Source organism: Exiguobacterium sp. s168 (assembly GCF_018619035.1).
GTDB classification, from domain to species: domain Bacteria; phylum Bacillota; class Bacilli; order Exiguobacteriales; family Exiguobacteriaceae; genus Exiguobacterium_A; species Exiguobacterium_A acetylicum.
Genome location: NZ_JACSNE010000038.1, coordinates 1 through 19,797, shown reverse-complemented (window position 1 = coordinate 19,797; position 19,797 = coordinate 1). Strand labels below are relative to the sequence as shown.

At 47.6% G+C, this 19,797-nt stretch carries 19 protein-coding genes; 4 read left to right on the top strand and 15 right to left on the bottom strand.

The features are described from left to right. Window positions 1–110: 110 nt before the first annotated feature. The gene (locus KNQ15_RS15810; RefSeq protein ID WP_200934380.1) at window positions 111–284 is read right to left on the bottom strand and encodes a hypothetical protein; all 174 of its coding nucleotides are present in this window, start codon (window positions 282–284) and stop codon (window positions 111–113) included. A gap of 78 nt (window positions 285–362) precedes the next feature. Between KNQ15_RS15810 and KNQ15_RS15805 the strand changes: the two genes are divergently transcribed. Then, window positions 363–944 (top strand): LOG family protein, encoded by a 582-nt coding sequence (locus KNQ15_RS15805; RefSeq protein ID WP_214730037.1) that lies wholly within the window; start codon window positions 363–365, stop codon window positions 942–944. Window positions 945–1,097: 153 nt separating this feature from the next. Here KNQ15_RS15805 and KNQ15_RS15800 read toward each other — a convergent pair whose 3' ends face one another. From KNQ15_RS15800 to KNQ15_RS16985, 3 genes are all read right to left on the bottom strand, one after another. Next, window positions 1,098–2,051: an ABC transporter ATP-binding protein gene (locus KNQ15_RS15800; protein ID WP_035410435.1), complete on the bottom strand. Its 954-nt coding sequence runs from the start codon at window positions 2,049–2,051 to the stop codon at window positions 1,098–1,100. A gap of 15 nt (window positions 2,052–2,066) precedes the next feature. Continuing rightward, window positions 2,067–2,876, bottom strand: a complete 810-nt coding sequence (locus KNQ15_RS15795) for an ABC transporter permease (protein ID WP_214730036.1) — start codon at window positions 2,874–2,876, stop codon at window positions 2,067–2,069. A gap of 322 nt (window positions 2,877–3,198) precedes the next feature. Further along, a complete protein-coding gene (locus KNQ15_RS16985; protein WP_255359374.1) occupies window positions 3,199–3,321 on the bottom strand; it encodes a hypothetical protein in 123 nt (40 codons plus the stop codon). Between the two features lie 371 nt (window positions 3,322–3,692). Here KNQ15_RS16985 and KNQ15_RS15790 point away from each other — a divergent pair, with 371 nt between their 5' ends. Continuing rightward, a complete protein-coding gene (locus KNQ15_RS15790; RefSeq protein ID WP_214730035.1) occupies window positions 3,693–5,789 on the top strand; it encodes a bifunctional metallophosphatase/5'-nucleotidase in 2,097 nt (698 codons plus the stop codon). A 62-nt stretch (window positions 5,790–5,851) separates the two neighbouring features. On the opposite strand, the gene KNQ15_RS15785 is transcribed toward KNQ15_RS15790, so the two are convergent. After that, window positions 5,852–7,285 (bottom strand): ankyrin repeat domain-containing protein, encoded by a 1,434-nt coding sequence (locus tag KNQ15_RS15785; protein ID WP_214730034.1) that lies wholly within the window; start codon window positions 7,283–7,285, stop codon window positions 5,852–5,854. Between the two features lie 383 nt (window positions 7,286–7,668). On the opposite strand from KNQ15_RS15785, the gene KNQ15_RS15780 reads away from it, so the two are divergent. Further along, window positions 7,669–7,863, top strand: a complete 195-nt coding sequence (locus KNQ15_RS15780; protein ID WP_214730033.1) for a hypothetical protein — start codon at window positions 7,669–7,671, stop codon at window positions 7,861–7,863. Between the two features lie 53 nt (window positions 7,864–7,916). On the opposite strand, the gene KNQ15_RS15775 is transcribed toward KNQ15_RS15780, so the two are convergent. The 3 genes from KNQ15_RS15775 to KNQ15_RS15765 form a co-directional block, all read right to left on the bottom strand. Then, window positions 7,917–8,429, bottom strand: coding sequence for a VanZ family protein (locus tag KNQ15_RS15775; protein WP_214730032.1), 513 nt, complete (start codon window positions 8,427–8,429; stop codon window positions 7,917–7,919). 155 nt (window positions 8,430–8,584) lie between these two features. Further along, a complete protein-coding gene (desA, locus tag KNQ15_RS15770; protein WP_214730031.1) occupies window positions 8,585–9,604 on the bottom strand; it encodes a Delta(5) desaturase DesA in 1,020 nt (339 codons plus the stop codon). A 234-nt stretch (window positions 9,605–9,838) separates the two neighbouring features. Further along, entirely contained in the window at window positions 9,839–11,365 is a 1,527-nt protein-coding gene (locus tag KNQ15_RS15765; protein WP_214730030.1) for an FAD-dependent oxidoreductase, read from the bottom strand. Window positions 11,366–11,568: 203 nt separating this feature from the next. Here KNQ15_RS15765 and KNQ15_RS15760 point away from each other — a divergent pair, with 203 nt between their 5' ends. Continuing rightward, a complete protein-coding gene (locus KNQ15_RS15760; protein ID WP_214730029.1) occupies window positions 11,569–12,015 on the top strand; it encodes a hypothetical protein in 447 nt (148 codons plus the stop codon). A gap of 42 nt (window positions 12,016–12,057) precedes the next feature. Here the strand turns inward: KNQ15_RS15760 and uhpT are convergent, their stop codons facing one another. From uhpT to KNQ15_RS15725, 7 genes are all read right to left on the bottom strand, one after another. After that, window positions 12,058–13,467 carry a hexose-6-phosphate:phosphate antiporter gene (uhpT, locus tag KNQ15_RS15755; RefSeq protein ID WP_023469436.1) on the bottom strand — a complete coding sequence of 470 codons (1,410 nt, stop codon included), beginning with the start codon at window positions 13,465–13,467 and terminating at the stop codon, window positions 12,058–12,060. Window positions 13,468–13,503: 36 nt separating this feature from the next. Further along, window positions 13,504–14,493, bottom strand: a complete 990-nt coding sequence (locus KNQ15_RS15750; RefSeq protein ID WP_214730028.1) for an ABC transporter substrate-binding protein — start codon at window positions 14,491–14,493, stop codon at window positions 13,504–13,506. After that, window positions 14,490–15,266, bottom strand: coding sequence for a DUF3919 family protein (locus KNQ15_RS15745; RefSeq protein WP_214730027.1), 777 nt, complete (start codon window positions 15,264–15,266; stop codon window positions 14,490–14,492). The genes KNQ15_RS15750 and KNQ15_RS15745 overlap by 4 nt, the downstream gene beginning before the upstream one ends. 95 nt (window positions 15,267–15,361) lie before the next feature. Then, window positions 15,362–16,747: a sensor histidine kinase gene (locus KNQ15_RS15740; protein WP_214730026.1), complete on the bottom strand. Its 1,386-nt coding sequence runs from the start codon at window positions 16,745–16,747 to the stop codon at window positions 15,362–15,364. Continuing rightward, complete coding sequence (locus KNQ15_RS15735) at window positions 16,744–17,415, bottom strand: response regulator transcription factor (RefSeq protein WP_149427868.1); 672 nt, start codon at window positions 17,413–17,415, stop codon at window positions 16,744–16,746. Before KNQ15_RS15735 ends, KNQ15_RS15740 begins: the two co-directional genes overlap by 4 nt. 125 nt (window positions 17,416–17,540) lie before the next feature. Further along, the gene (locus KNQ15_RS15730) at window positions 17,541–18,446 is read right to left on the bottom strand and encodes a hypothetical protein (RefSeq protein ID WP_029342660.1); all 906 of its coding nucleotides are present in this window, start codon (window positions 18,444–18,446) and stop codon (window positions 17,541–17,543) included. A gap of 18 nt (window positions 18,447–18,464) precedes the next feature. After that, window positions 18,465–19,682: a hypothetical protein gene (locus KNQ15_RS15725; RefSeq protein ID WP_029342661.1), complete on the bottom strand. Its 1,218-nt coding sequence runs from the start codon at window positions 19,680–19,682 to the stop codon at window positions 18,465–18,467. Window positions 19,683–19,797 lie beyond the last annotated feature (115 nt).

Sequence of the window (19,797 nt, the reverse complement as noted above, 5' to 3'; positions counted from 1 at the left end):
AAAACTTAGATTTAGACACAGAAAATGCTCCCTTCAAAAAGTGGACAGTTTTTGTTATTTCAACTGTCTACTTTTTGGGGAGCATATCACACGAGTCGAACCAGCTCTCTTTATTTTGATGATTGTCGTAACGCGATGACATAAAATATACCGAGTATGAGAATCACACCTAGTAGTATTGAACTAATTGTCGTCCGAGTCGACGTATCCGGCATCCATATCCCAAGTCCTAAATTGATTGCTGCGATAATTAGGACGAGCCAAACGATCGTACGTGGTCGCATACCGATCTCCTTCCTGGTCTCCTCTGCCGTTCGATCACCGAATATGCTATGGTGACAATAATAAAGGAGGTTCTGTTCATGAATAGACTTGCAGTATTTTGTGGTTCTAAAGATGGTGCTAGCCCAGTCTTTCGCGAGGCTGCTGAGAAGCTTGGTCAAGCGCTCGCCGCTCACGGCATCGGACTCGTATACGGTGGTTCCCGCGTTGGAACGATGGGAGCTGTTGCGGATGCTACGCTTGCAGCTCAAGGTCAAGCGATCGGTGTCCTTCCCCACTTTCTACAAGAAAAGGAATTAGCACACCCGGGACTGACTGAATTGCACCTCGTCCACTCGATGCACGAGCGGAAAGCAAAGATGTCAGAGCTGGCCGATGGCTTCATTATTCTTCCTGGCGGACCCGGAACGATGGAAGAGTTTTTCGAAGTCTTCACGTGGGCCCAACTCGGTCTGCATGAAAAACCGTGCGGTGTACTCAACATTGACGGGTACTATGACCCCTTGATTGCCCTGTTCGACACGATGGAACGTCAAGGATTCTTGATTCCCGAACACCGAGCGATGCTGATTGTCGAGTCGGATCCAGATCGTCTCTTAGAACGCTTCTCCACATATGAAGCGCCACACGTTAAAACGTATATGGATCGCTCACAAACCTGATGAAAACGGAGTCCTCGACTCCGTTTTTTTTTGATGAATTCGCATACTCTTCCGATATTTCTTCTCTCATTTACTAGTTTTCTCCATTACGTTTCAGGATTCCTACTCTTTAGGTACAAAAAAACCAGATGCGCAGAGGCATCTGGTAAAACGTTAGAAGAACTTCATGATTGCGTCACTAAGATTCGTCAAAGACGGTGTCTCGTCAATGACCATCAAACTACCTGCCGCAATCGCGAGTAATCCGAGACCCGATAAAATCCAGCCAGGATGTTTTACGTTGACGTCAGCATCAACGTTTTCTTTTCCGGACCGCGCATTCGCTGCTTGTTCCTTCAAGCGATCGCGACGGTACTGGTGTTGTTCCTCTTTTGACCATTTCTTATATTCTGCGAGGAACTTCTTATATTCCGGTAAGACATCCTTCGTCGTCCCGTCGAGTCGAACTTGACCGTATTCGAGCCAGACGACACGCTCACAGAAACTCTTGATTTGTGAGAGCGAGTGACTGACGAAGATGATCGTCTTGCCTTCGTCCTTGAATTCGTTCATCTTATCGATACAACGGTTATAGAAGGTTTGGTCACCGACCGATAATGCTTCATCGACGATCAAGATGTCGGCATCGACATTGACGGCGATTGCGAAACCAAGTCGTGACTTCATCCCACTCGAGTATTTCTTGATTGGCTGATCAATGAAGTCACCGATATCCGCGAAATCGATGATTCCAGGCATCCGACGTTCGATTTCCGCATCGTCCATCCCAAGCAGGAGACATTTCAAGCGAATGTTCTCGCGTCCTGTCAGCACGTTCTTCAATCCTTGGGACACGGCGATGATTGCGACTTCTCCGTTGATCGCGACGTTTCCTTCGTTCGCGTAGATGATTCCTGAAATCAGATTCGAGAGCGTCGATTTACCCGAACCGTTGATTCCGACGAGACCGACGACTTCTCCTTTTCCGATCTCAAGTGAGATATCGCGTAAAGCTGTAAAGGTTTTAACGCTCTTGCTTTGATTTTTGAACAAGAGCTTGAATTTTTCTTTCGTAGTCGTGACCATGTCGAAGCGTTTCGTGACATGGTCGAGTTTAATCATAGACATGGCGATTTCCTTCCCTTAAACGAGCTCAGTGAATGATTTACGGAACTTGATGTGCAAGAACGTTCCGGCTGAGAATAAGAGGAGCGTGACACTCCAGAAGTACAGACCCGTTGGCCATTCTTGCCAGACCCAATGTCCGCCGAGCAAGCTCGCCCGGTATCCCTCGACGAGGTAGTAGACTGGATTCAAGCGTAGGACACCATGCAAGACGTCCGGGAACCGCTCGATGTTCCAAAGGATCGGTGTCATATAAAAGAGCATCCGCATCATTGATTGCAAGAAGAGCTGGATGTCCTTGACGAGTGTGACGAGCGTTGAAAAACAAAGCGAAAAGGCATAGACGAAAATGTAGGTGGCAATCATATAATACGGCAATTGAAGCAGTTTCCACGTGATCGGAATACCGTTCGCAATGATGACGACGATGACGATCGCAAGCATCGCGAAATGTTGATACATCCGTGACAAGATGACATACGATGGAATCGCACTCATCGGGAAACGCATCTTCGTTACCATCGCGAGACGGCTGTTGATCGAATTCGAACCCCGAAGCAAGGCATCGTTGATGAAGAACCAGACGACGATCCCGCAAAGGAGCCAGACGATGAATGGAATGTTTCCATCGACGTCTTTATTTCCGCGCAGACCGACCCCGAAGACGAACCAGTAGATGAAGATTTGGAGACCCGGATTGAGGAGCTCCCATAAAAGGCCAAGGCGCTGCTCTGCATGCGCTGATTTGATTTCATATCGCGCCAACCGGCGAATCAGGGGGAAATTATCGACCTGTTCCCGGATGATACTTCTCATTTCTTTCAGCATAAGTGTAAGTTCCTTCCGATTCATGATACATGTATTTTATTTTCATATTCGTTGATTCCACTCAAAAAAGACGGATGCCGTCCGCGATTGCTCAAACGAACGCTCCCTCCGCGTGAACGGGACCATGCCCGGTCGATTCTGACTCGCCTCCTTCTTCGTTTACTCGTGCATGATAGAAGCAATACTTCCTATATACACTTAATCAATTCTAGCCATCGGGAAAAAGCGTGTCAATGTATTGGACGAACCGACACCAAACTGTAGTTTTTCAGACACGAAAAAACCGGCGGGTAACCACCGGTCATCTCCTAGTTTGCTTCCTTCATGCGTGATTAAAATGTGGAAATTCGATCGTCGTCGGTGGCGAAGCAAGCCCCCATACGAGGAGGACCGTAATCACACAAATAATGCCGACAAGAACGCCTCCTCGAATCGTATCATTCATCCAGCGTTGCCCCTTTTCATCCAAACTGCTTGTATACTGATATCATACAATATTTAGCAATTTTCGACCACTAAAAAATCGACATTTAATGGAAATGTTTAACGATTGTTCATATTCTTTCGTTTCATTTTTATCCAAGACAAGATATAATGAAAGCGCTATCATTTAAGCGAGAAAGCGAACGTTCGGATTTGAATCCTATCAAACGAACGACTCCCGTGGGTTGTCATGTTGTCGGACCTAAGAATTTACGTTATTTACAAAAGGTTCATCCCACGAAGCTTTCCAAACCCTTTATAGTAGAAGAAGAGGTCAACGATCGCAGCTCGACCTTGCATTCATACCCCACTCTTGAAGGAGGATTTTTACGTATGTACAAATCAAAACCGCTTTACGCGGCAGCTGTGGCTGTCGCCCTGACGACATCGGCAATCGTGCCGGTTGCCCAAACGACAGTTTCGGCTGCAACGCATGTCAAAGTCAAAACGGTCAAACTCAAGTCACTCGTCTTCACGAAAGGTGCTCCGGTCAAACTCCCTGCTACATATAAAGGTGAGAAGATCACATGGAAATCGTACGATCGCCATGCGTTCAACCGTTACCAAACGGTCAAAGGCACATACGGTAAGAAAAAGAATCCGATTGAGATTAAAATCTACATTCAGAACTATGCTGTAAAGATCATTGAAAAAGTGGAAGCTCAAACAATCTATGTCGATCAAAAACCAGAATTGCCAAAAACATTAGGTATTCTTTATGCTACAGGTCGTATTCATGACAAACCAGTCCGTTGGTCGAAGGTCGATACGAGCGAAGCGGGTGTGAAATATGCGGTCGCAAGTTATACACGCCTCGGAAAGACAATTACATTAAAAGCAAAAATCACAGTTCTCGACGTCAACACGGATGACTTCTCGATCGGTTTGATGCATACGAACGATACGCACGCGAACCTCGATAAGACACCAAAACGTGCGACAGTCATCAAAGAACTTCGCGCAGCTTACCGTGCAGAAGGTAAACCATCGCTTCTATTAGATGCAGGTGATGTCTTCTCTGGAACACTCTACTTCAACAAGTTCCTCGGTCAAGCGGATCTTGAACTGATGAACTATATGAAATACGATATGATGACGTTCGGTAACCATGAGTTCGATCTTGGGGATACAGACAATAACATCGCCTTGAAGAACTTCGTCACTAAGGCGAAATTCCCGTTCATCACGGCGAACGTCGATTTCAGCAAAAATAAGTCGTTCAAGGGTCTACAAAAGAAAACAATCACTGCAGGGCCGGAGCGCGGCAAGATTTATCAAGGCATCATTAAGGAATACAAAGGTCAAAAAATCGGTTTCTTCGGTCTGACGACAGAAGAGACGAAAGATATCGCAAGCCCAGGTACGGTTGCGTTTGCAAACTATATTGCTAGCGCTAAAGCTGCTGTCAAAAAGCTTGAAGATCGTGGCGTCAATAAAATCGTAGCGTTGACACACATCGGTTTTGATGACAACGAAGCAATCGATAACGATCAATTGCTTGCACGTAATGTCGACGGGATTGATGTCATCGTCGGCGGTCACTCGCACACGAAACTTGAAAAACCGGTCGTCGTTGATGAGACGGTCGTTCCAGGCAAAGCAGAACCGACAATCATCGCTCAAGCCTACCAATACGGTGATTTCCTCGGAAATCTTGATTTGACGTTCGACTACAAAGGAAAATTGACTGAGTATAACGGTTCATTGATTGATGTTTCTACAGCAAAAGAAGATGTGCGTGCGGCTGAAATCCTTAAGCCATATGCAGATCAAATCGCTGAGTTGAAAAACGAAGAAGTCGGTGCGAATATCGTTAATGCCCTTCCAAACCCACGCGGCGAAATCAGTGTCCGCAACAGTGAAACGGCTCTCGGAAACTTGATCACGGATGGTATGCTCAAAAAAGCGAAAGAATACAATAAGGATACAGTCATCGCGATGCAAAACGGTGGAGGGATCCGTGCTGCCATTGATGCCGGACCACTTACTGTCGGTGAAGTCTTAACGACGCTTCCATTCGGTAACACGCTCGCGACAGCGAAGATGACCGGTGAAGAAATCAAGAATCTTCTTGAAATCAGTGTTGGGGTTGCGCCAAAAGAAAACGGTGGTTTCCTCCACGTCTCGGGTATGAAGTTCGAATACGACAGCACGAAAACAGCTGGAGAGCGCGTCACGAAGATCGAAGTCAAAAATGGTGACACGTACGATCTTATTGATCCAGCGAAGACTTATGTTCTCGCAACGAATGCCTTCACAGCTAAAGGCGGCGATGGTCTCACACCATTCGCAACGGCTTATAAAGAAGGCCGTGTCACGGACCTCGGTCTCTCTGACTGGGAAAACCTACGTGATTTCACGAAATCACTCGGTGAAGTCAATTACAACATCGAAGGTCGTATCGTCGACACATCAAAATTACCAAACTAATTCAATACAACAAACAACCGCAGGTCTTCTCGATCCATTCGAGAGAGCCTGCGGTTGTTGTTTTATAACGTTTGCGCGGAGTGCTGTTTCAACAGATCAATGATTTCATCGAGTTCATACTCCTGTGCCATCATCAGCGGCGTGAAGCCATCCGCATTTTTGATCGACGGGTCGGCACCGCGCTCGAGCAATAGCTTGACTGTCTGTTTCCCCTCACCCTCGACAGCATGATGAAGCGGCGTGAACTGATCGTCATCTTGTTGGTTGATTTTCTCGCCTCGTTTCAAATACAGATCGACGAGTTCATCGTTATTGCTGAAGACAGCTGTAATGAATGGTCGCTCGCCAAAGTCATTGACGGCATCGACATCACTCCCTGCTTCTAGCAGTTCCTTAAAGATCGATTCAAGCCCCTTACTCGACTTCCGGTAACCGAGATAATGCAGTGCTGTATCCCCATCTGCATCGACTGCTGTCATATCACTTTCCGGAATCAAGCGATGGATATCTTCAAGCTTTCCTTTTTGAATCGCTGCCATCAATTCCGTCTCATTTAAATTCTGATCGTTCGTTTTTGCCGTCGCCGTATCGTTACTGGCTGCCGTTTGCGTTCCCGCTTCGTTCAGCAAGATCCCTGCCCCTGCACTGACGAAGAACATGACCGTCAGAACACTAAGCGTGATGATGATTCCTTGACTATAACGTAGGAAAGGACGGGGTTGATCGAGCGGTTCACCCGTCAAGCGAAGCCGTTCCAGCATGGATAGATTGGTCTGTAGCTTCTCATACAATAAGACAGAAAACGTCCGTTGCTGACGCTTCTCCGCCGTATAGGAAACGATATCCGTCGTCGCAAGAAGTGTTGGTCCGAGAATATCCTCAAAGATCGCTTGCCGGGCACACTGGTTGGATACAAGCGGTAGAACCATCTGATAACGAGTCCGTTCGCATGCCCGCGTGTAAGCCGGACGTAAAAATGGAACCCAGCTCCCGATCCAAAGCAACACCTGCTTTTCTTGATGATTTCGTTTAATGCGTGCAAGTTCAAGCAGTAACTGGAATCGCCGTACCTCTGTCAATTCCAAATATGACGTCGGAAGAACGATCAAATACTTTTGAAATAATCCGATGACATGCGGTCGTTTCACATCGTTCTGAAAGTAGATCTCTGGCATCCGCCACAGCTGCAATTGTTCTGTATGTATGCTGATTTGCTCGAATAACTCTGGGAACTGCTCGGCACTCAAGCGAACCCCTTCACTTCGAATCCGGGACACTCGTTGCCACTGTCGTAGCCAGAGTATCAACAATAGGATCACAAGACCCACCATCACATAAATACCGGCCTGCCCTGTTTCAAACACTAATCCAATAATGGCACCGACCGTCACGATGGCGATGCCTAACAACAAACTAAAGTAGACGGTTTCTTTGCGGGTCACCGCTTGCCTGATCCGGTGCGCGGGATCGATTCGTTCATGCATCTCCTGCTCCATGTGTCATCTCCCTCATCTGTCACGTAATTCATCGTTTTCTCTTCCTTCTTATCTTAACGGTTATTCCATCAAAGTTCCAAGGGAATCCTTTCCTGACATACCAAAAGAATATTCAGATAAATTATATTTTCAGACACATCTTGATATCGTAACTTTTTTCCTGAATATTCATTATATATGTAATAAAATTTCTAAAATTCTATTTTAGAGCGTTTTTTGTTGATTTTTTAGCGTTTATACGCAATTCGAACAATAAAGCAATCTGCTATTTGAACCACTAACTTTTTATTGACAGGTGGGACAATAGTCACTCTTTTATATTGAAGAAAAATCTGGAATCCCATATAATAACTAACAGGAAGAAGAATATGGGAGTGATAAATTTGGGATTATTTAATTTAACAAAAAAGGACTACACCGTCCAGTATCACGTATTACGCGGAGATGAGATCATCGACACGGATCGATTGAATGTTCGAGCAGGCGATCATACGACAGCACGAAAAAAAGCCGACAACATGTTAAGAAGAGAATACGGACGCACTCAGTACAAAATCGAGTGGGTACAACGGTTCTAATCGCTAAAATAACCCATCGCCTCAGTCATGATGATTGAGACGATGGGTTATTTTCATGCATGCTTTTGTTCTTGCTCCCGTACGATTCGATCAGCTTTTAAGTAAAGACGAATCGCTGTGTACAATACGATGCCAATCAATGCACCACTTCCATCGATCAATACATCACCGACGAGTGGTGTTCGTCCGCCCGTCAACAATTGATGGAACTCATCCAACACACCGATTGTCATCGCTGTCGTGAAGGCAAAGAAAGCAGCTGGTAACGCTGCGTACCCTCGACCGCGCAAAAAATGAACGAGACTGACCCCGAGGACGAAGAACAGACTGGCATGCATGCCTTTCCGAATGAAGAATTCAAGGAAGGCTGCAGGTCCGAGTGACGCGACGCTGATCGGAACTTCATAATGGAACGACACGAATGAAAACGCATAGACCCAGTCGAGCGGCATATGTTGTGTCAAAAATGGAATCAGGGATTGTTGCTGATAGGTCATCGAACTGAAGACGAATAAGGAAAGTAAGATGGCTCCTCCTACATAAGCAGCAATGGGTATACGGCGCATCATGCACGCTCCTTTCTCTTTGTACATCCTACCATGGATGCTTATCGTGAACATACGCCAAAAGACGGACATACACTGCTCTCATTTACTTTTCATTCCCTCTTTTACAACTGATACAACAAAAACACCCCATCCATATGGATGAGGTGAAAAGCTTACAACGATGACGTCTTTGGTTCGCGTAAGAGGTGTTTGATGTCATGGAACGTCACAAACGTTCTATTCTTCGCATCGTATAGTTTATAGCGAAGCGACTTCAGACTCGAGAATAAACCAATCTTCGTCGCCTTCTGAAGCGGAGGTGTCGAGACGTGTGCTTTTTCGAGATGATAGTTCGGAACACGTGGGCTGAGATGGTGGACGTGGTGGAAGCCGATGTTTCCTGTCACCCATTGCAACACCTTCGGCAACTCGTAATACGAACTACCTTCGATTGCCGCCTTAACGTAATCCCATTCACTTTCATCCTCGAAGTACGAGTCTTCGAACGTGTGTTGAACGTAGAATAACCAGATTCCAAGTACGCCTGCTGTGAACATCGTCGTTCCTTGGATGATCAAGAAGGCTTGCCAACCAATGAAGTAGATCAAAATACCGTACAGGACGATAAGCGACGCATTGATGACATGTGTGTTGATTCGTTCTTTTTTGCGCGCATCCTTCCGGTTGAAGCGGCTCGAGACGAGAATCAATAAGAGCGGTCCAAGACCAAACATGACGAGTGGGTTCCGGTACAGACGATACTTGAGACGTGTAAAGCGTGATGCTTCGATATACTCCTCAATCGTCATGACCCAGATGTCACCGACACCGCGCTTATCGAGATTCCCACTTGATGCGTGGTGGATCGAGTGCTCCCGTTTCCATTTCTCATACGGGAATAACGTCAAAATCCCAGTGATCGTTCCGACGATGGCGTTCGCCTTCTTATTTTTAAAGAATGAACCATGGGTACAATCATGGAAGATGATGAACATCCGGACGACGAATCCTGCAGCGAGGATCGCCAACGGGATCGCGAGAAACACAGATAGTTTCAGGGCCTCATATGCCAGAAACCATAGGACGAGAAATGGCAGGATCGTGTTGATCATCTGCCGGACGCTGGCTTTGATGTCCGCCTTCTCAAACGGCGATACATGTTTGCGCAGCTGGGCAATCTTTTCTTTACTCATAGTGGTGCTTCCTCCTCGGGTTGTTTCAGCGTTCACGACGCTAAGTAAAATAGTGAAACTAAAGTATGAAACCAGTGAGCGGTGGTCGTGACGGTGCCTCTACAACACGATTCAAAAGCGGCACTCTAATTGTTTAGCGCTAAAATATTTTTGTTACCAGGTAATTATATCACATATCATAAATCGTCCACGGTTTATTTTTAAAATTAAAAAAGCAGAGACAAGCGTCTCTGCTTACTCGATCGATTTGAGTGGGTTGACGGCTGGTCCTTCTAGCACCTCTCCTGTCGGACCGAATCGTGAACCATGACACGGACAATCCCATGATCGTTCCGCCTCATTCCATTTCGTATCGCATCCCATATGGGTACAGGTCGTCGAGACGAGATGAAGGTTCCCTTCCGAATCCCGGTAACCACCGACCGTCTTGCCGTGATGGGTGACGAGTCCACCTTCGTCCGGTTGTAACTCGTCGGCACTGCGACGCGCTTTCGTCAGCTTTCCTTTGACCAGTTCGATCGCGACGTCCGCATTGTTCTTGACGAACTGCGTCGCATCCTTTGTTTTTAGCTTCGAACGATTCGGATCGAACAGATGCCGAAAACGGTTTGGTGTTCCCGTCAATAAGTCGCTGAGTAACAGTCCGGCCGCGATACCATTCGTCATCCCCCACTTCGCAAAACCGGTCGCGACGAACACGTTCGGATCATTTGGCGTCATCTGTCCGATGTAGGGGATTTTGTCGAGCGTGATCAAGTCTTGTGCTGACCAGAACTGTCCGAACGATTCGACGTGAAATTCATGCTTTGCAAAATCCGCAAGATGCTGATACCGCTGCATCGTCTCTGTCTCGTGACCAGATAGATGATTCTCACCGCCGAAGAGACCAAGCAGGCGACCATCTTCTGTTCGCGTGTGACGCAGAGAACGACTCGGTTGATCGGCACTCATGAACATCCCGTCTGGAAACGTCTCATCGACCTGACCCGACACGATATACGAGCGATGGACTTCGAGTTTTGAGAAGTATAACCCCTTGAAGTCATGAAATGGAAAATGGGTCGCGATGACGACCTTCTTCGCCTCAATCCGGTGACCGTTCTCTAGGATGACTGTCGGCGTCCGGTTCGATTCGAGCGATACGGCACGTGTCCGTTCGTATAAGGCACCCCCTTGGTGGACGATTTGTCGGGCGAGTCCTTGAAGATATTTTACGGGATGGAACTGCGCTTGATCGCGCAAGACGACAGCACGTTTGACATCGTACGGCAACTTATCCCGAACTTCTTGCGTCGCTTCTCCACCGTTCAATCCCAATCGTTCATAGGCTTTTACTTCTCGTTCCATCGCTTGCTCTTTTGATGTCGAAGCGTAGAGATACGCGTCCTGCATTTCAAGTTCACAAGCTATGTCGAGTCGTTCTACCTGATGACGTAAAAATATGATGGCTTCCTCGTTCGCTTCATAATACAGTCGCGCTGACTCCTCGCCGACGGTGCGAATCAGCGTGTCATAGATCAAACCGTGCTGTGAGGAAACTTTAGCCGTCGTATAACCCGTCGTGCCGGCAGCAACGTCACCTGCTTCGATTACGGCGACATCATATCCTCGTTCCGTCAATTGCATTGCCGTGACAAGTCCAGCAATACCAGCCCCAATGACGACGACATCATGCTTAGCATCTTGATTCAAAGCGGGATAAGAAGTAGCAGGGGCACTTTGTTTCCAATAAGATGATGGAAATCCAGATAAGTAAGGCATCAAAAAACTCCTTTCGAAAAATACGACAGATCGACATGGTTAATCGTTCCCTGAACGACGCAAAAACATGCATGAATCATATTGTTTTAAAAAGAAGCTCTAATTTATAGGAATTAATTTACTTTAATAAAAAATAATATGGAATAATTAGGTTTATCATTGTTTATACTACAGTTAACAAGCATAAGAGAGGAGTTTACTTCATGAAATTGGGGCGCCATATAATTGAGACCTTTCGTCGTTTTGCGCTTGCAGCAAGTATTGATGAATACAACCTTGCAAGTGTGCTGACAAAGGAAATTCCAGAGCTGACAGATATCTGCGTTACGATTCGCCCGACACACCTTCACCTTCAAGCCGCTGTACCGTTGACACGTTATGGTCTAGAGCGTGACTTACCAGTTGAATTAACGCTCCAATTACGGGCAGTCGATAAACGCACCATCACATTCGAAGTCTTTGATGTTTGTCCTCACGATACCGAATCCTTTAATGAAACCTATCTCATTCGTCCACCTTATCTGCGTTATGAAAACCGACTTCTGACCGTCGATTTTTCCTTCTATTTTCCTTTTCGTCATGCCCGTTACCGCTCGATTCGTCACGTTAAACTGGAAGAAGGTTTTCTGTTTGCTTATTTGTCTCATTAAAAGAGCACCCTCTCCTAAATTAGGCGAAGGTGCTCGTGCTTGTTAAGAACTCAACTTATCCGCTTGACGCTCTAGCAGTCCGAGGCGACGAATCTTTTTCTCCTCGACGACGGCAACGATCGCGAGGGCGATCAAACCGAACAGTAACGCCGCATTGAAGATGACAAATGTATCACTCCAGCCGTGTAACGTAACCGAACCAATTGTTAGACCGTTCGTTTCCGGATCAGCGATTTTCGCTAGACCGACTTTTGCGATTGAATCACCGAACAAGTAACCGAACGTACCGACCATCCCGTTCGTGACCGTCGTCGCTTGTTTTGGTGCGAAGCTGATGACCGAGACACCGATCAAGAGCTGTGGTCCGTAGATGAGCGCACCGAGTGCAAATAGTGACGCGTAAATCATAAGTTCACTCGTCCCGTAACGATAACCGAGGACCGCGACGGCCGTCAGTAAGAGACAGATCGCTGCGACGAGCGCCCGCCGTCCTTTCAGTAAATCGGACACGTAACCCCAAATCATACTGCCGCATAATGCGCCGATCTCAAAGAAGAAGATCGTATTGACAGCACTTTCCGTACTGAAGTGTAAGTGTTCCGTGACATAGAGCGGCGCCCAGTTATCAATCCCGATTCGGACGATGTAAACGAAGACGTTCGCGATACAGAGCGTCCAGATCCAGGGGTTCGAGATGACGTACGTTTTGAAGATTTGCCATTTCGTCATACTTTCAGCAGCAATGTTTTCCGGTTCGATCGGTTCCTCGAAGATTTCTTCACTCCGATTCCACCCGAGTTCCTCCGGATCATCCTTCCCGATGAACAGACCGACGATTCCGATGACGAGCGCGATCGCAGCTGGGAAGATGAACATCCCGACGACACTTCCGTTGAAGAAGACGTTCGCTCCCCACAGTGCGAGACCACCGGCAATCGCTCCACCGATGTTGTGCGAGACATTCCAGAAGCCGAGGTAACGCCCACGTTTTTCAAACGGTGTCCAGCGAGCGATCGTCGAATACGACGATGGTCCCCCGACCGATTGGAAGAACCCACTGAGTCCCCATAAAACCATCAAGAGACCGACCGGACTTCCGCCGGCACTCATCAAGAGTCCCATCGCGGTGACGATCAAAGAAGAGAGAATTAACAAAAACGAGATGACGCGTTTCGTATTTTTCCCGTCGACGAAATAACCGAGCAATGTTTTCCCGATTCCGTATGTAATCGAGAAAGCGAAGCCGATATATCCGAGTTCCGTCGTCGTAAAGCCCAGTTCTTCCTTCAAGAGCGGTTGCGCTGCCTTGAAGTTGTTTCGGATGAGATACATCGCCATATATGAGAAGAAGACGACTAAGAAGGCCTTTAAGAATTGCTGTAACCATTGTTTCCGTTGTACTTCGATTGGTATGCCGGCATTCGGCAATTTTTTGATGCTGAAGAAGCCCATCTTCCATTTCCCCTATCCTGAATCAGAGTCTTCGCATCATTTGTCCTGGAGCTGATTGAATCGCCGGAGATAGTCCCGGTAATCGGCGACGATATCCTGACCGACGTTTTGCTGGATCGGTTGCGTCTTCGCGATCGCATAGGTCGGTGTGCCAAACGAGACTTTCCGCAGAATCGCCTGACCGTCCGCCGAGAGTACGAAACGCATGAAGGCATTCGCCTGTTTCTGTTGCGTCCGTCCTTTCAGCTTTGAAATCGCGTTGATCGAGTACGTATCGAGTGGGATGCTTTTGACCGGATAATACTTTTCGCGCAGTGATTGTTGATCCCCGATGAAATTGACCCCAAGCATCGCTTCCCCACTGGCGACGTACGACGTCGGCGCAAAGCCGTTCGCCGTGAATAGTCGCGTTCGCTCGATTAGCTCGCGTAAGACATTTTCCGCTTTCGTCCCGTATCCGTCAAAGACCGCTTGCAGGATCGTCGCACCGGTACCGGAATGGTTTGGATCTGGCAAAATCAACTCGTCCTGATACCGCTTCGCCGTCAAGTCAGCGAGCGTCTTCGGATACGGTGCTGCCCCGAATCGGTCATTCCAGACATCGGTATTGATGACAATCGCGAGGCGTTCGACTTCATAGCCAATCCAGTAGCGATCCGGATCCTGCAGTTCCGCTTGATCCATGTCGCTCGGGAACGGTGTCGATAATCCCCGTTGCTTGAGCGTCTGGTGAGCGTCCCACGTTCCGCCGATAATGACGTCGGCGCGCGGATGATCCGCTTCCTTCGTCACGCGCCGGACGAGTTCTTCCGTCGACAGGCGGACGAACTCATACGTACAACCTGCTTGTTCGCAATACGATGACAGTAAGGCACGCCCGATATCTTCCTTTGCGGAAACATACGCCGTCAAATGCGGAACGGTTTCCCGCGCGGCTGTCCCTTGCTTCGTCTGTTCATTGTTGCGGACGATCCAAATACTCATGAGACAAATGATACTCAGCAAGAAGAGCATTCCTTTTCTCATCGATTCGCCTCCTTCCCGATCGGCAGGAGTTGTCCTTTTAAATAGAAGGTGTTTCCATTGTCATCATCCATGTACTGGACGCTGAACAATGTCTCATAAACGGCAATATTCATTAAGGTGGCACGCGTGTTCTGCTCATTCTTGAACCGCTGAAGCTTGAGAATGCGCGGCTGTCCCTGACTGGCATCGAGTGCCTGACCGACTTCTTCATAGTCCGTCATCGGCTCTGCTTGCTCCAGGCGACGCTTGACGTCTTCTCGCTCGCGTGCGGTTAAGGTACGCGACCGTCCTGCTGCATACACTGCCACGACTTCCACCTCGGCGAACTGACGCGCGAGCTGTTCCGGTTCGTGATAGGCGTTTAAGAATCGTGCTTTCAGTGACGTCGTTTGGGTGCTAGGACGTTTTGCGACACATTGTCCATTCAGTGTCATGGTTTCCCCGAGGGAGAACGTCCACGTCGTTCCGTTTAAGAAACGGAGCGTCCCGTTAAATGTCGCCGTTCCCGCCGGACAGGTCCCGTTTGTCACCGTCTTCATTTGCTTCAATAGCGTCGTGATGTGCTGGGCTTCCGTTCCGTCTTCTACCGTCTGCTCCCCCCATGCCCGGTGACGTAACGTCAACTCGGTCGGGAGTGAGTCATCGGAAGCATTCAGTCGTTTCGGTCCATCGAGGACGTGTAAGCGTCCGAAGACCGTCTGCTGAAGCAAAAGAAGACCGAGGGCAAACAAGATACCCATCAGGAAGAGATAAGCGATGGTCGATGCTTTCATGATTCCTCTCCTTGCTTGATTCTTAGATTACGGGGCAATTGTTTCGTAAATCCGGTCGAATTGTTTCGTAAATGTATCATTTGTAAGCGATTACATCATGTCTGGTTCGCTAATCGGAAGGTCAATGTGATACGTGTTCCGCTTACATCGCTTTCAAGTGCAAAATCGCCACCTTGTTCCTGCATCAGACGCCGACAGAGCGGTAGACCGAGTCCATTCCCACTCGCCGTCGTCAGACTATGTTGCTCGTCCTCCCATTCGGCAAGCACCGCTGGATCAACGCCAATCCCGTCATCCGTCATGATGAGTTGAAGAGTCGTATCCGTACTGACGGTCGAAAACGTTACCGTCATCGCGTCACTGTATTTGACGGCATTCTCTAGAAGATTCAACAAGATTTGTTTCGTCTGGTCCGGTTGCCCGAGCACGTAGATCGACGGAACATCCTGTTCAACTTCAATTCCTTGTCCATCAAGACGCAATTGCATGATGAATAAGGCATCGGCGAGCAAGGCATCGAGCGCGAACATCGTCGACGTCACGTGGCGTTCGTTGCGTTGTTGTTTCGCCTGTTCGAGATTATGCGAGACGAGTCGTAACAAGCGCTGGCTCTCGACTTCGATGTAGTGATAACAATGTGCCGCTTCGTCTGGCGGTAGTTTCGGAATCAACTCGACATAGCCCATGATGGCCGTCATCGGTGTTCGGAGTTCATGAGTGATGTGATCGATGAACGTCTGTTGGTCGCTTCGTTGTTGTTCGAGCTGTCCGATGTTGTGCTGAATTGCGTCAGCAAGCGTCGAGAAGTCTGCCGCAAGTCTGTTCAATTCCTCATATGGATACGCCGGTAACGCATGCGCATAGTGTCCTTTCGTCAAGGCGTGCGAGACACTCCGTAAATCATCAATCGGCCCAATCAACGTCTTTGCCATCCGACGCGCTGTCCAAACAGCAATTACGATCAACATCAGAAAGACGCCGGTGAAAACATAGGTGAATTGCCGTAGCAATTCGGCTTCCGTCCGCAGATCAATAAGAAAACGGACCGAGCCGATAACGTCCGTTTTGCCATACAGCGGACTAGAGAAGAACAGCACCGGAACATCGGTTTCTTTCAGAAAGAGATAACTCGACTTCCCTTTTAACGCTTGATCGATGTCTCCCGCGAGGAGCGGCAATTGATCGCGTTCGGAATCAGCAAGAAGTTCCGCATTTGGTCCGAACAGTTGGACACGCGCGTCAAACCGGTCTGCTAAGTATGAAGCGATTGGGACTGCCGTATCGGCGAGCGAGTCCGTTTCTTCACTTGCGAGGTAGTTCATCGTGTAGAGCTCCGCTTCCCGACTCAGTTTTTGGACGGACTCGACGGCGTTCTCGTATAGGTTCGATTGGATGAAGGCATAGAGAATCAAGAAGAGGACGAGCAATGCCGGAACGAGGAGCAAGACGAAGTTTTCCGTGATGACCTGGCGTAGCTTCATGCGTCGACCCACTTGTAGCCAACACCGTAAATCGTCTTGATCCGTTCGCCTTGTGCTCCGAGTTTTTTCCGTAAGCGCTGGACCATGATATCGACGGCGCGGGTCTGACCGGAGAAGTCAAAGCCCCAAACTTGTTCGAGCAGTTCATCTCGCTCAAAGACCCGTTTCGGATGCGTTAGGAAAAGTGCGAGCAATGCATACTCCCGGTACGTCAATGGCAATGGTTGACCGTCGAGCCGAATGACTCGTTCTTCGGGATCAACGGATAAGAATGGATCACTTGCAACAGGTACGGGTGGCGCGACCGTCTTCGTGCGTTTCAATAGATTTTTGACACGCAAGACGAGCTCCGTTCCGTTAAACGGTTTGGTCATATAGTCATCCGCTCCGAGCTGCAGCCCGATGATCTTATCGTTCATCTGATCACGTGCTGTCAGCATCAAGATCGGTAAGTCAGGCGTCGTCTGTCGAAGTTTTGGAATCAAATCGAAACCGGTCGTATCCGGTAGCATCAAATCGAGGACGATCAAATCAAAGGTCTGTGTTGCCTGCAAGGCGAGTGCTGCTGCTCCATCGGCTGCCGTCTCGACCGTCTGACCATCAAGCTCGAGTTGCAGTTTGACGAGATGCCGGATGCTCGCCTCATCATCGATGACAAGAATATGCATAGGAATTCCTTCTTTCTAGGCAGGTTTTTCTGTCCCCTAGCGTATCATGAAATCGTTTGCAATCCCATAATAAGAGGAACAACGAAAAAAGCCAGTTCCTACAACAACTAGGAACTGGCTCGTACTTATTTCACTGTAAACTTCATCGTAATAGCATCACTATATGCGTCTGGTTCGAAGTGCCATTTTTCAACGCCAGTCTTAATCGCTTTAAATCCATATCCGTCGAGTTGTAACTTTCCTTCTCCTGAAGAAAATGCCCGATAGACGTATGGATTCGTATCCTTCGTCGATTTACGAACGATTCCGAAACGTTGCCCTTTTTTGAGTGTCATCGTTTTGCCACTCGTCAGATGCGTGCTACCGCCATAATAATCGAGCGTCATATAGTTAGAGACCTTCCCGGCAACAATCCGGTCATCCGCTCCTGTACCGACTCGATGCTTCAGTGTCTTTCCGTTGTAGGAGTAGACATCATGAACGATCGTCATCGAACCGACATAGAGTTTTTTATCTTTAATTAGCGCCCGACCGAACGGGTATGCTTCTTTTGATTCGAACATCTTTTTGATCATCTTACCATCCGTTGAACCAATCAGGATCGGCACGATGTAACCCCCGCTTCCACCAGATGGTCCGATGACAAGCTGTTCTTTTTTCGTATCGAGTAGTTTTCCTTTCGCCCGGACATCATAATAGTCTGTATCTCGATCTGTATACGTATAGATCGTTGTCCATTTTTTCTTCTTCGCGTCATACTTCTGAGCTTTACCGATGACATCATTCATATATGTGTTCGAGTTGAATCGTTCATACAACGTAAATGTCTCAGGATACTTGCCACCTAGTAGATAGACAGACCGGACATCGACCGGTTTATAACCACCTGATAGTTTACTTTTCTTTAACGCCGCGAGTTGACGATCAACGATCGTTTTTTCCGTCTTACTGAGTGCTGCTACCGAATCACTTGCTACTGGTAGTGTACTGATGATGAGACCAAGTGCTGTTGCTATAACTACTTTTTTCATTTGAACTCCTCCTTACAATTAATATGTCGTCGTATCGTTTTGACTGAAAGTTTTCAGTTCTTCCGAGTCGGTGATATACCAGCGCTCGTCATCCAGGTTGTACTTCAAATAATACTTGAAAGGTACGTCTTTTCCTGGGTTTTCTTCAGCAAGTGAACCGTCTTCTTCTTTTAAATAATCTCCATCATAATAACAAAGTGCTTCGACCGTCGCGGTCAGATTGGTCGCGACTTCACTGACAGTGATAGATGCTGGTGAATATTCGACTTCGTCCAAGTACCCTTCCCAATAGACGCCCCTTTTGTCCATGCTAGCGTAGTAGCCTTGTTGCTTATTCAAGTATGCAGATGATGTAAACAATGTGAACGCCGACGTATCTTTATCGATATACGCCTGCTCCCACTCTTTGGCATGTTGATACACTGTATCAACGATATCTTCTTTAACCGATTCTCGAACTTCCATGCCTCTACCTGTCGCTGAATCCGAGAGCGACTTCCGCTGATCGACGAGCCAGTCTTGACCTGACTTTACAAGACTTAGTTCCCAGACGATCGTGCTACCCTCGGGGCGTTCGTGCAGATACGGCTGATAGGACCGGGAGGAATAGTCGACCGTCGCTTTGACTGTCGCCTTATCTCCTTTGATCGTCATATCATTTTGAGGAATATCATTGACCGTCAGTACACCGTCAAAGATATAGCCACCTGTGACTAAATCATCCAAACTCTTTTGGAAGTTCTGGTTATATGTGTCTGTACTGACGGACAGTCCTTTGACACTTCGTTCTGTCAAAGCATCTTCAAGTTCCCGGAAAAAGAGCATTGAAATATCTTGGACGTCCTTATAATCCTGATTAGACAGTTCCTCCGAATCTGTTTTTTTCGTTGTATCCGTCGATTCTGATTTTTCCTGACTTGCCTTCTCTTCTTCCCCAATGACGAACGAAGCGTCCTGATTCTTCTGTTCGACCGCCTGAGGCGTCTTTTCCTGATTTAAAAAGAAATACGTTCCGCCTCCTGCAGCGAGCAACAGAACGAGCGCTCCAATCCCAATCGTTCGTTTATTTCGTTTGTTCTTTTGTTTCTTTTCGTATTTTATGACGACGTACGCTCGCTCGATTTCCGTCCGTTCTTCGGAGTCCTCCGGATGTGCTTCAAGCTTTTCCGAGTATGCTTGTTCCAGTTCTTTCATCGATGAGGTACGCGATATTCCTAGGCGTTCGTATGGATCCATGATTTCCTCTCCTTTTATTCAAAAAATTGGCTCATCACCATAAGGTGTGGTTGACACATAAAATCCATCGGATTTTAAATCGAACATAGAAAAAAAGCGAAAACCCCGGTATCGT

What these genes read in the sequence shown, in the direction of transcription:
- KNQ15_RS15730 (WP_029342660.1), bottom strand. Translation starts at nt 18,446, where the DNA reads ATGAAAAAAGTAGTTATAGCAACAGCACTTGGTCTCATCATCAGTACA.
- KNQ15_RS15775 (WP_214730032.1), bottom strand. Translation starts at nt 8,429, where the DNA reads ATGCGCCGTATACCCATTGCTGCTTATGTAGGAGGAGCCATCTTACTT.
- KNQ15_RS15795 (WP_214730036.1), bottom strand. Translation starts at nt 2,876, where the DNA reads ATGCTGAAAGAAATGAGAAGTATCATCCGGGAACAGGTCGATAATTTC.
- KNQ15_RS16985 (WP_255359374.1), bottom strand. Translation starts at nt 3,321, where the DNA reads ATGAATGATACGATTCGAGGAGGCGTTCTTGTCGGCATTATTTGTGTG.
- KNQ15_RS15765 (WP_214730030.1), bottom strand. Translation starts at nt 11,365, where the DNA reads ATGCCTTACTTATCTGGATTTCCATCATCTTATTGGAAACAAAGTGCC.
- KNQ15_RS15810 (WP_200934380.1), bottom strand. Translation starts at nt 284, where the DNA reads ATGCGACCACGTACGATCGTTTGGCTCGTCCTAATTATCGCAGCAATC.
- KNQ15_RS15745 (WP_214730027.1), bottom strand. Translation starts at nt 15,266, where the DNA reads ATGAAAGCATCGACCATCGCTTATCTCTTCCTGATGGGTATCTTGTTT.
- KNQ15_RS15760 (WP_214730029.1), top strand. Translation starts at nt 11,569, where the DNA reads ATGAAATTGGGGCGCCATATAATTGAGACCTTTCGTCGTTTTGCGCTT.
- KNQ15_RS15800 (WP_035410435.1), bottom strand. Translation starts at nt 2,051, where the DNA reads ATGTCTATGATTAAACTCGACCATGTCACGAAACGCTTCGACATGGTC.
- KNQ15_RS15740 (WP_214730026.1), bottom strand. Translation starts at nt 16,747, where the DNA reads ATGAAGCTACGCCAGGTCATCACGGAAAACTTCGTCTTGCTCCTCGTT.
- uhpT (WP_023469436.1), bottom strand. Translation starts at nt 13,467, where the DNA reads ATGGGCTTCTTCAGCATCAAAAAATTGCCGAATGCCGGCATACCAATC.
- KNQ15_RS15750 (WP_214730028.1), bottom strand. Translation starts at nt 14,493, where the DNA reads ATGAGAAAAGGAATGCTCTTCTTGCTGAGTATCATTTGTCTCATGAGT.
- KNQ15_RS15725 (WP_029342661.1), bottom strand. Translation starts at nt 19,682, where the DNA reads ATGGATCCATACGAACGCCTAGGAATATCGCGTACCTCATCGATGAAA.
- KNQ15_RS15790 (WP_214730035.1), top strand. Translation starts at nt 3,693, where the DNA reads ATGTACAAATCAAAACCGCTTTACGCGGCAGCTGTGGCTGTCGCCCTG.
- KNQ15_RS15805 (WP_214730037.1), top strand. Translation starts at nt 363, where the DNA reads ATGAATAGACTTGCAGTATTTTGTGGTTCTAAAGATGGTGCTAGCCCA.
- desA (WP_214730031.1), bottom strand. Translation starts at nt 9,604, where the DNA reads ATGAGTAAAGAAAAGATTGCCCAGCTGCGCAAACATGTATCGCCGTTT.
- KNQ15_RS15785 (WP_214730034.1), bottom strand. Translation starts at nt 7,285, where the DNA reads ATGGAGCAGGAGATGCATGAACGAATCGATCCCGCGCACCGGATCAGG.
- KNQ15_RS15735 (WP_149427868.1), bottom strand. Translation starts at nt 17,415, where the DNA reads ATGCATATTCTTGTCATCGATGATGAGGCGAGCATCCGGCATCTCGTC.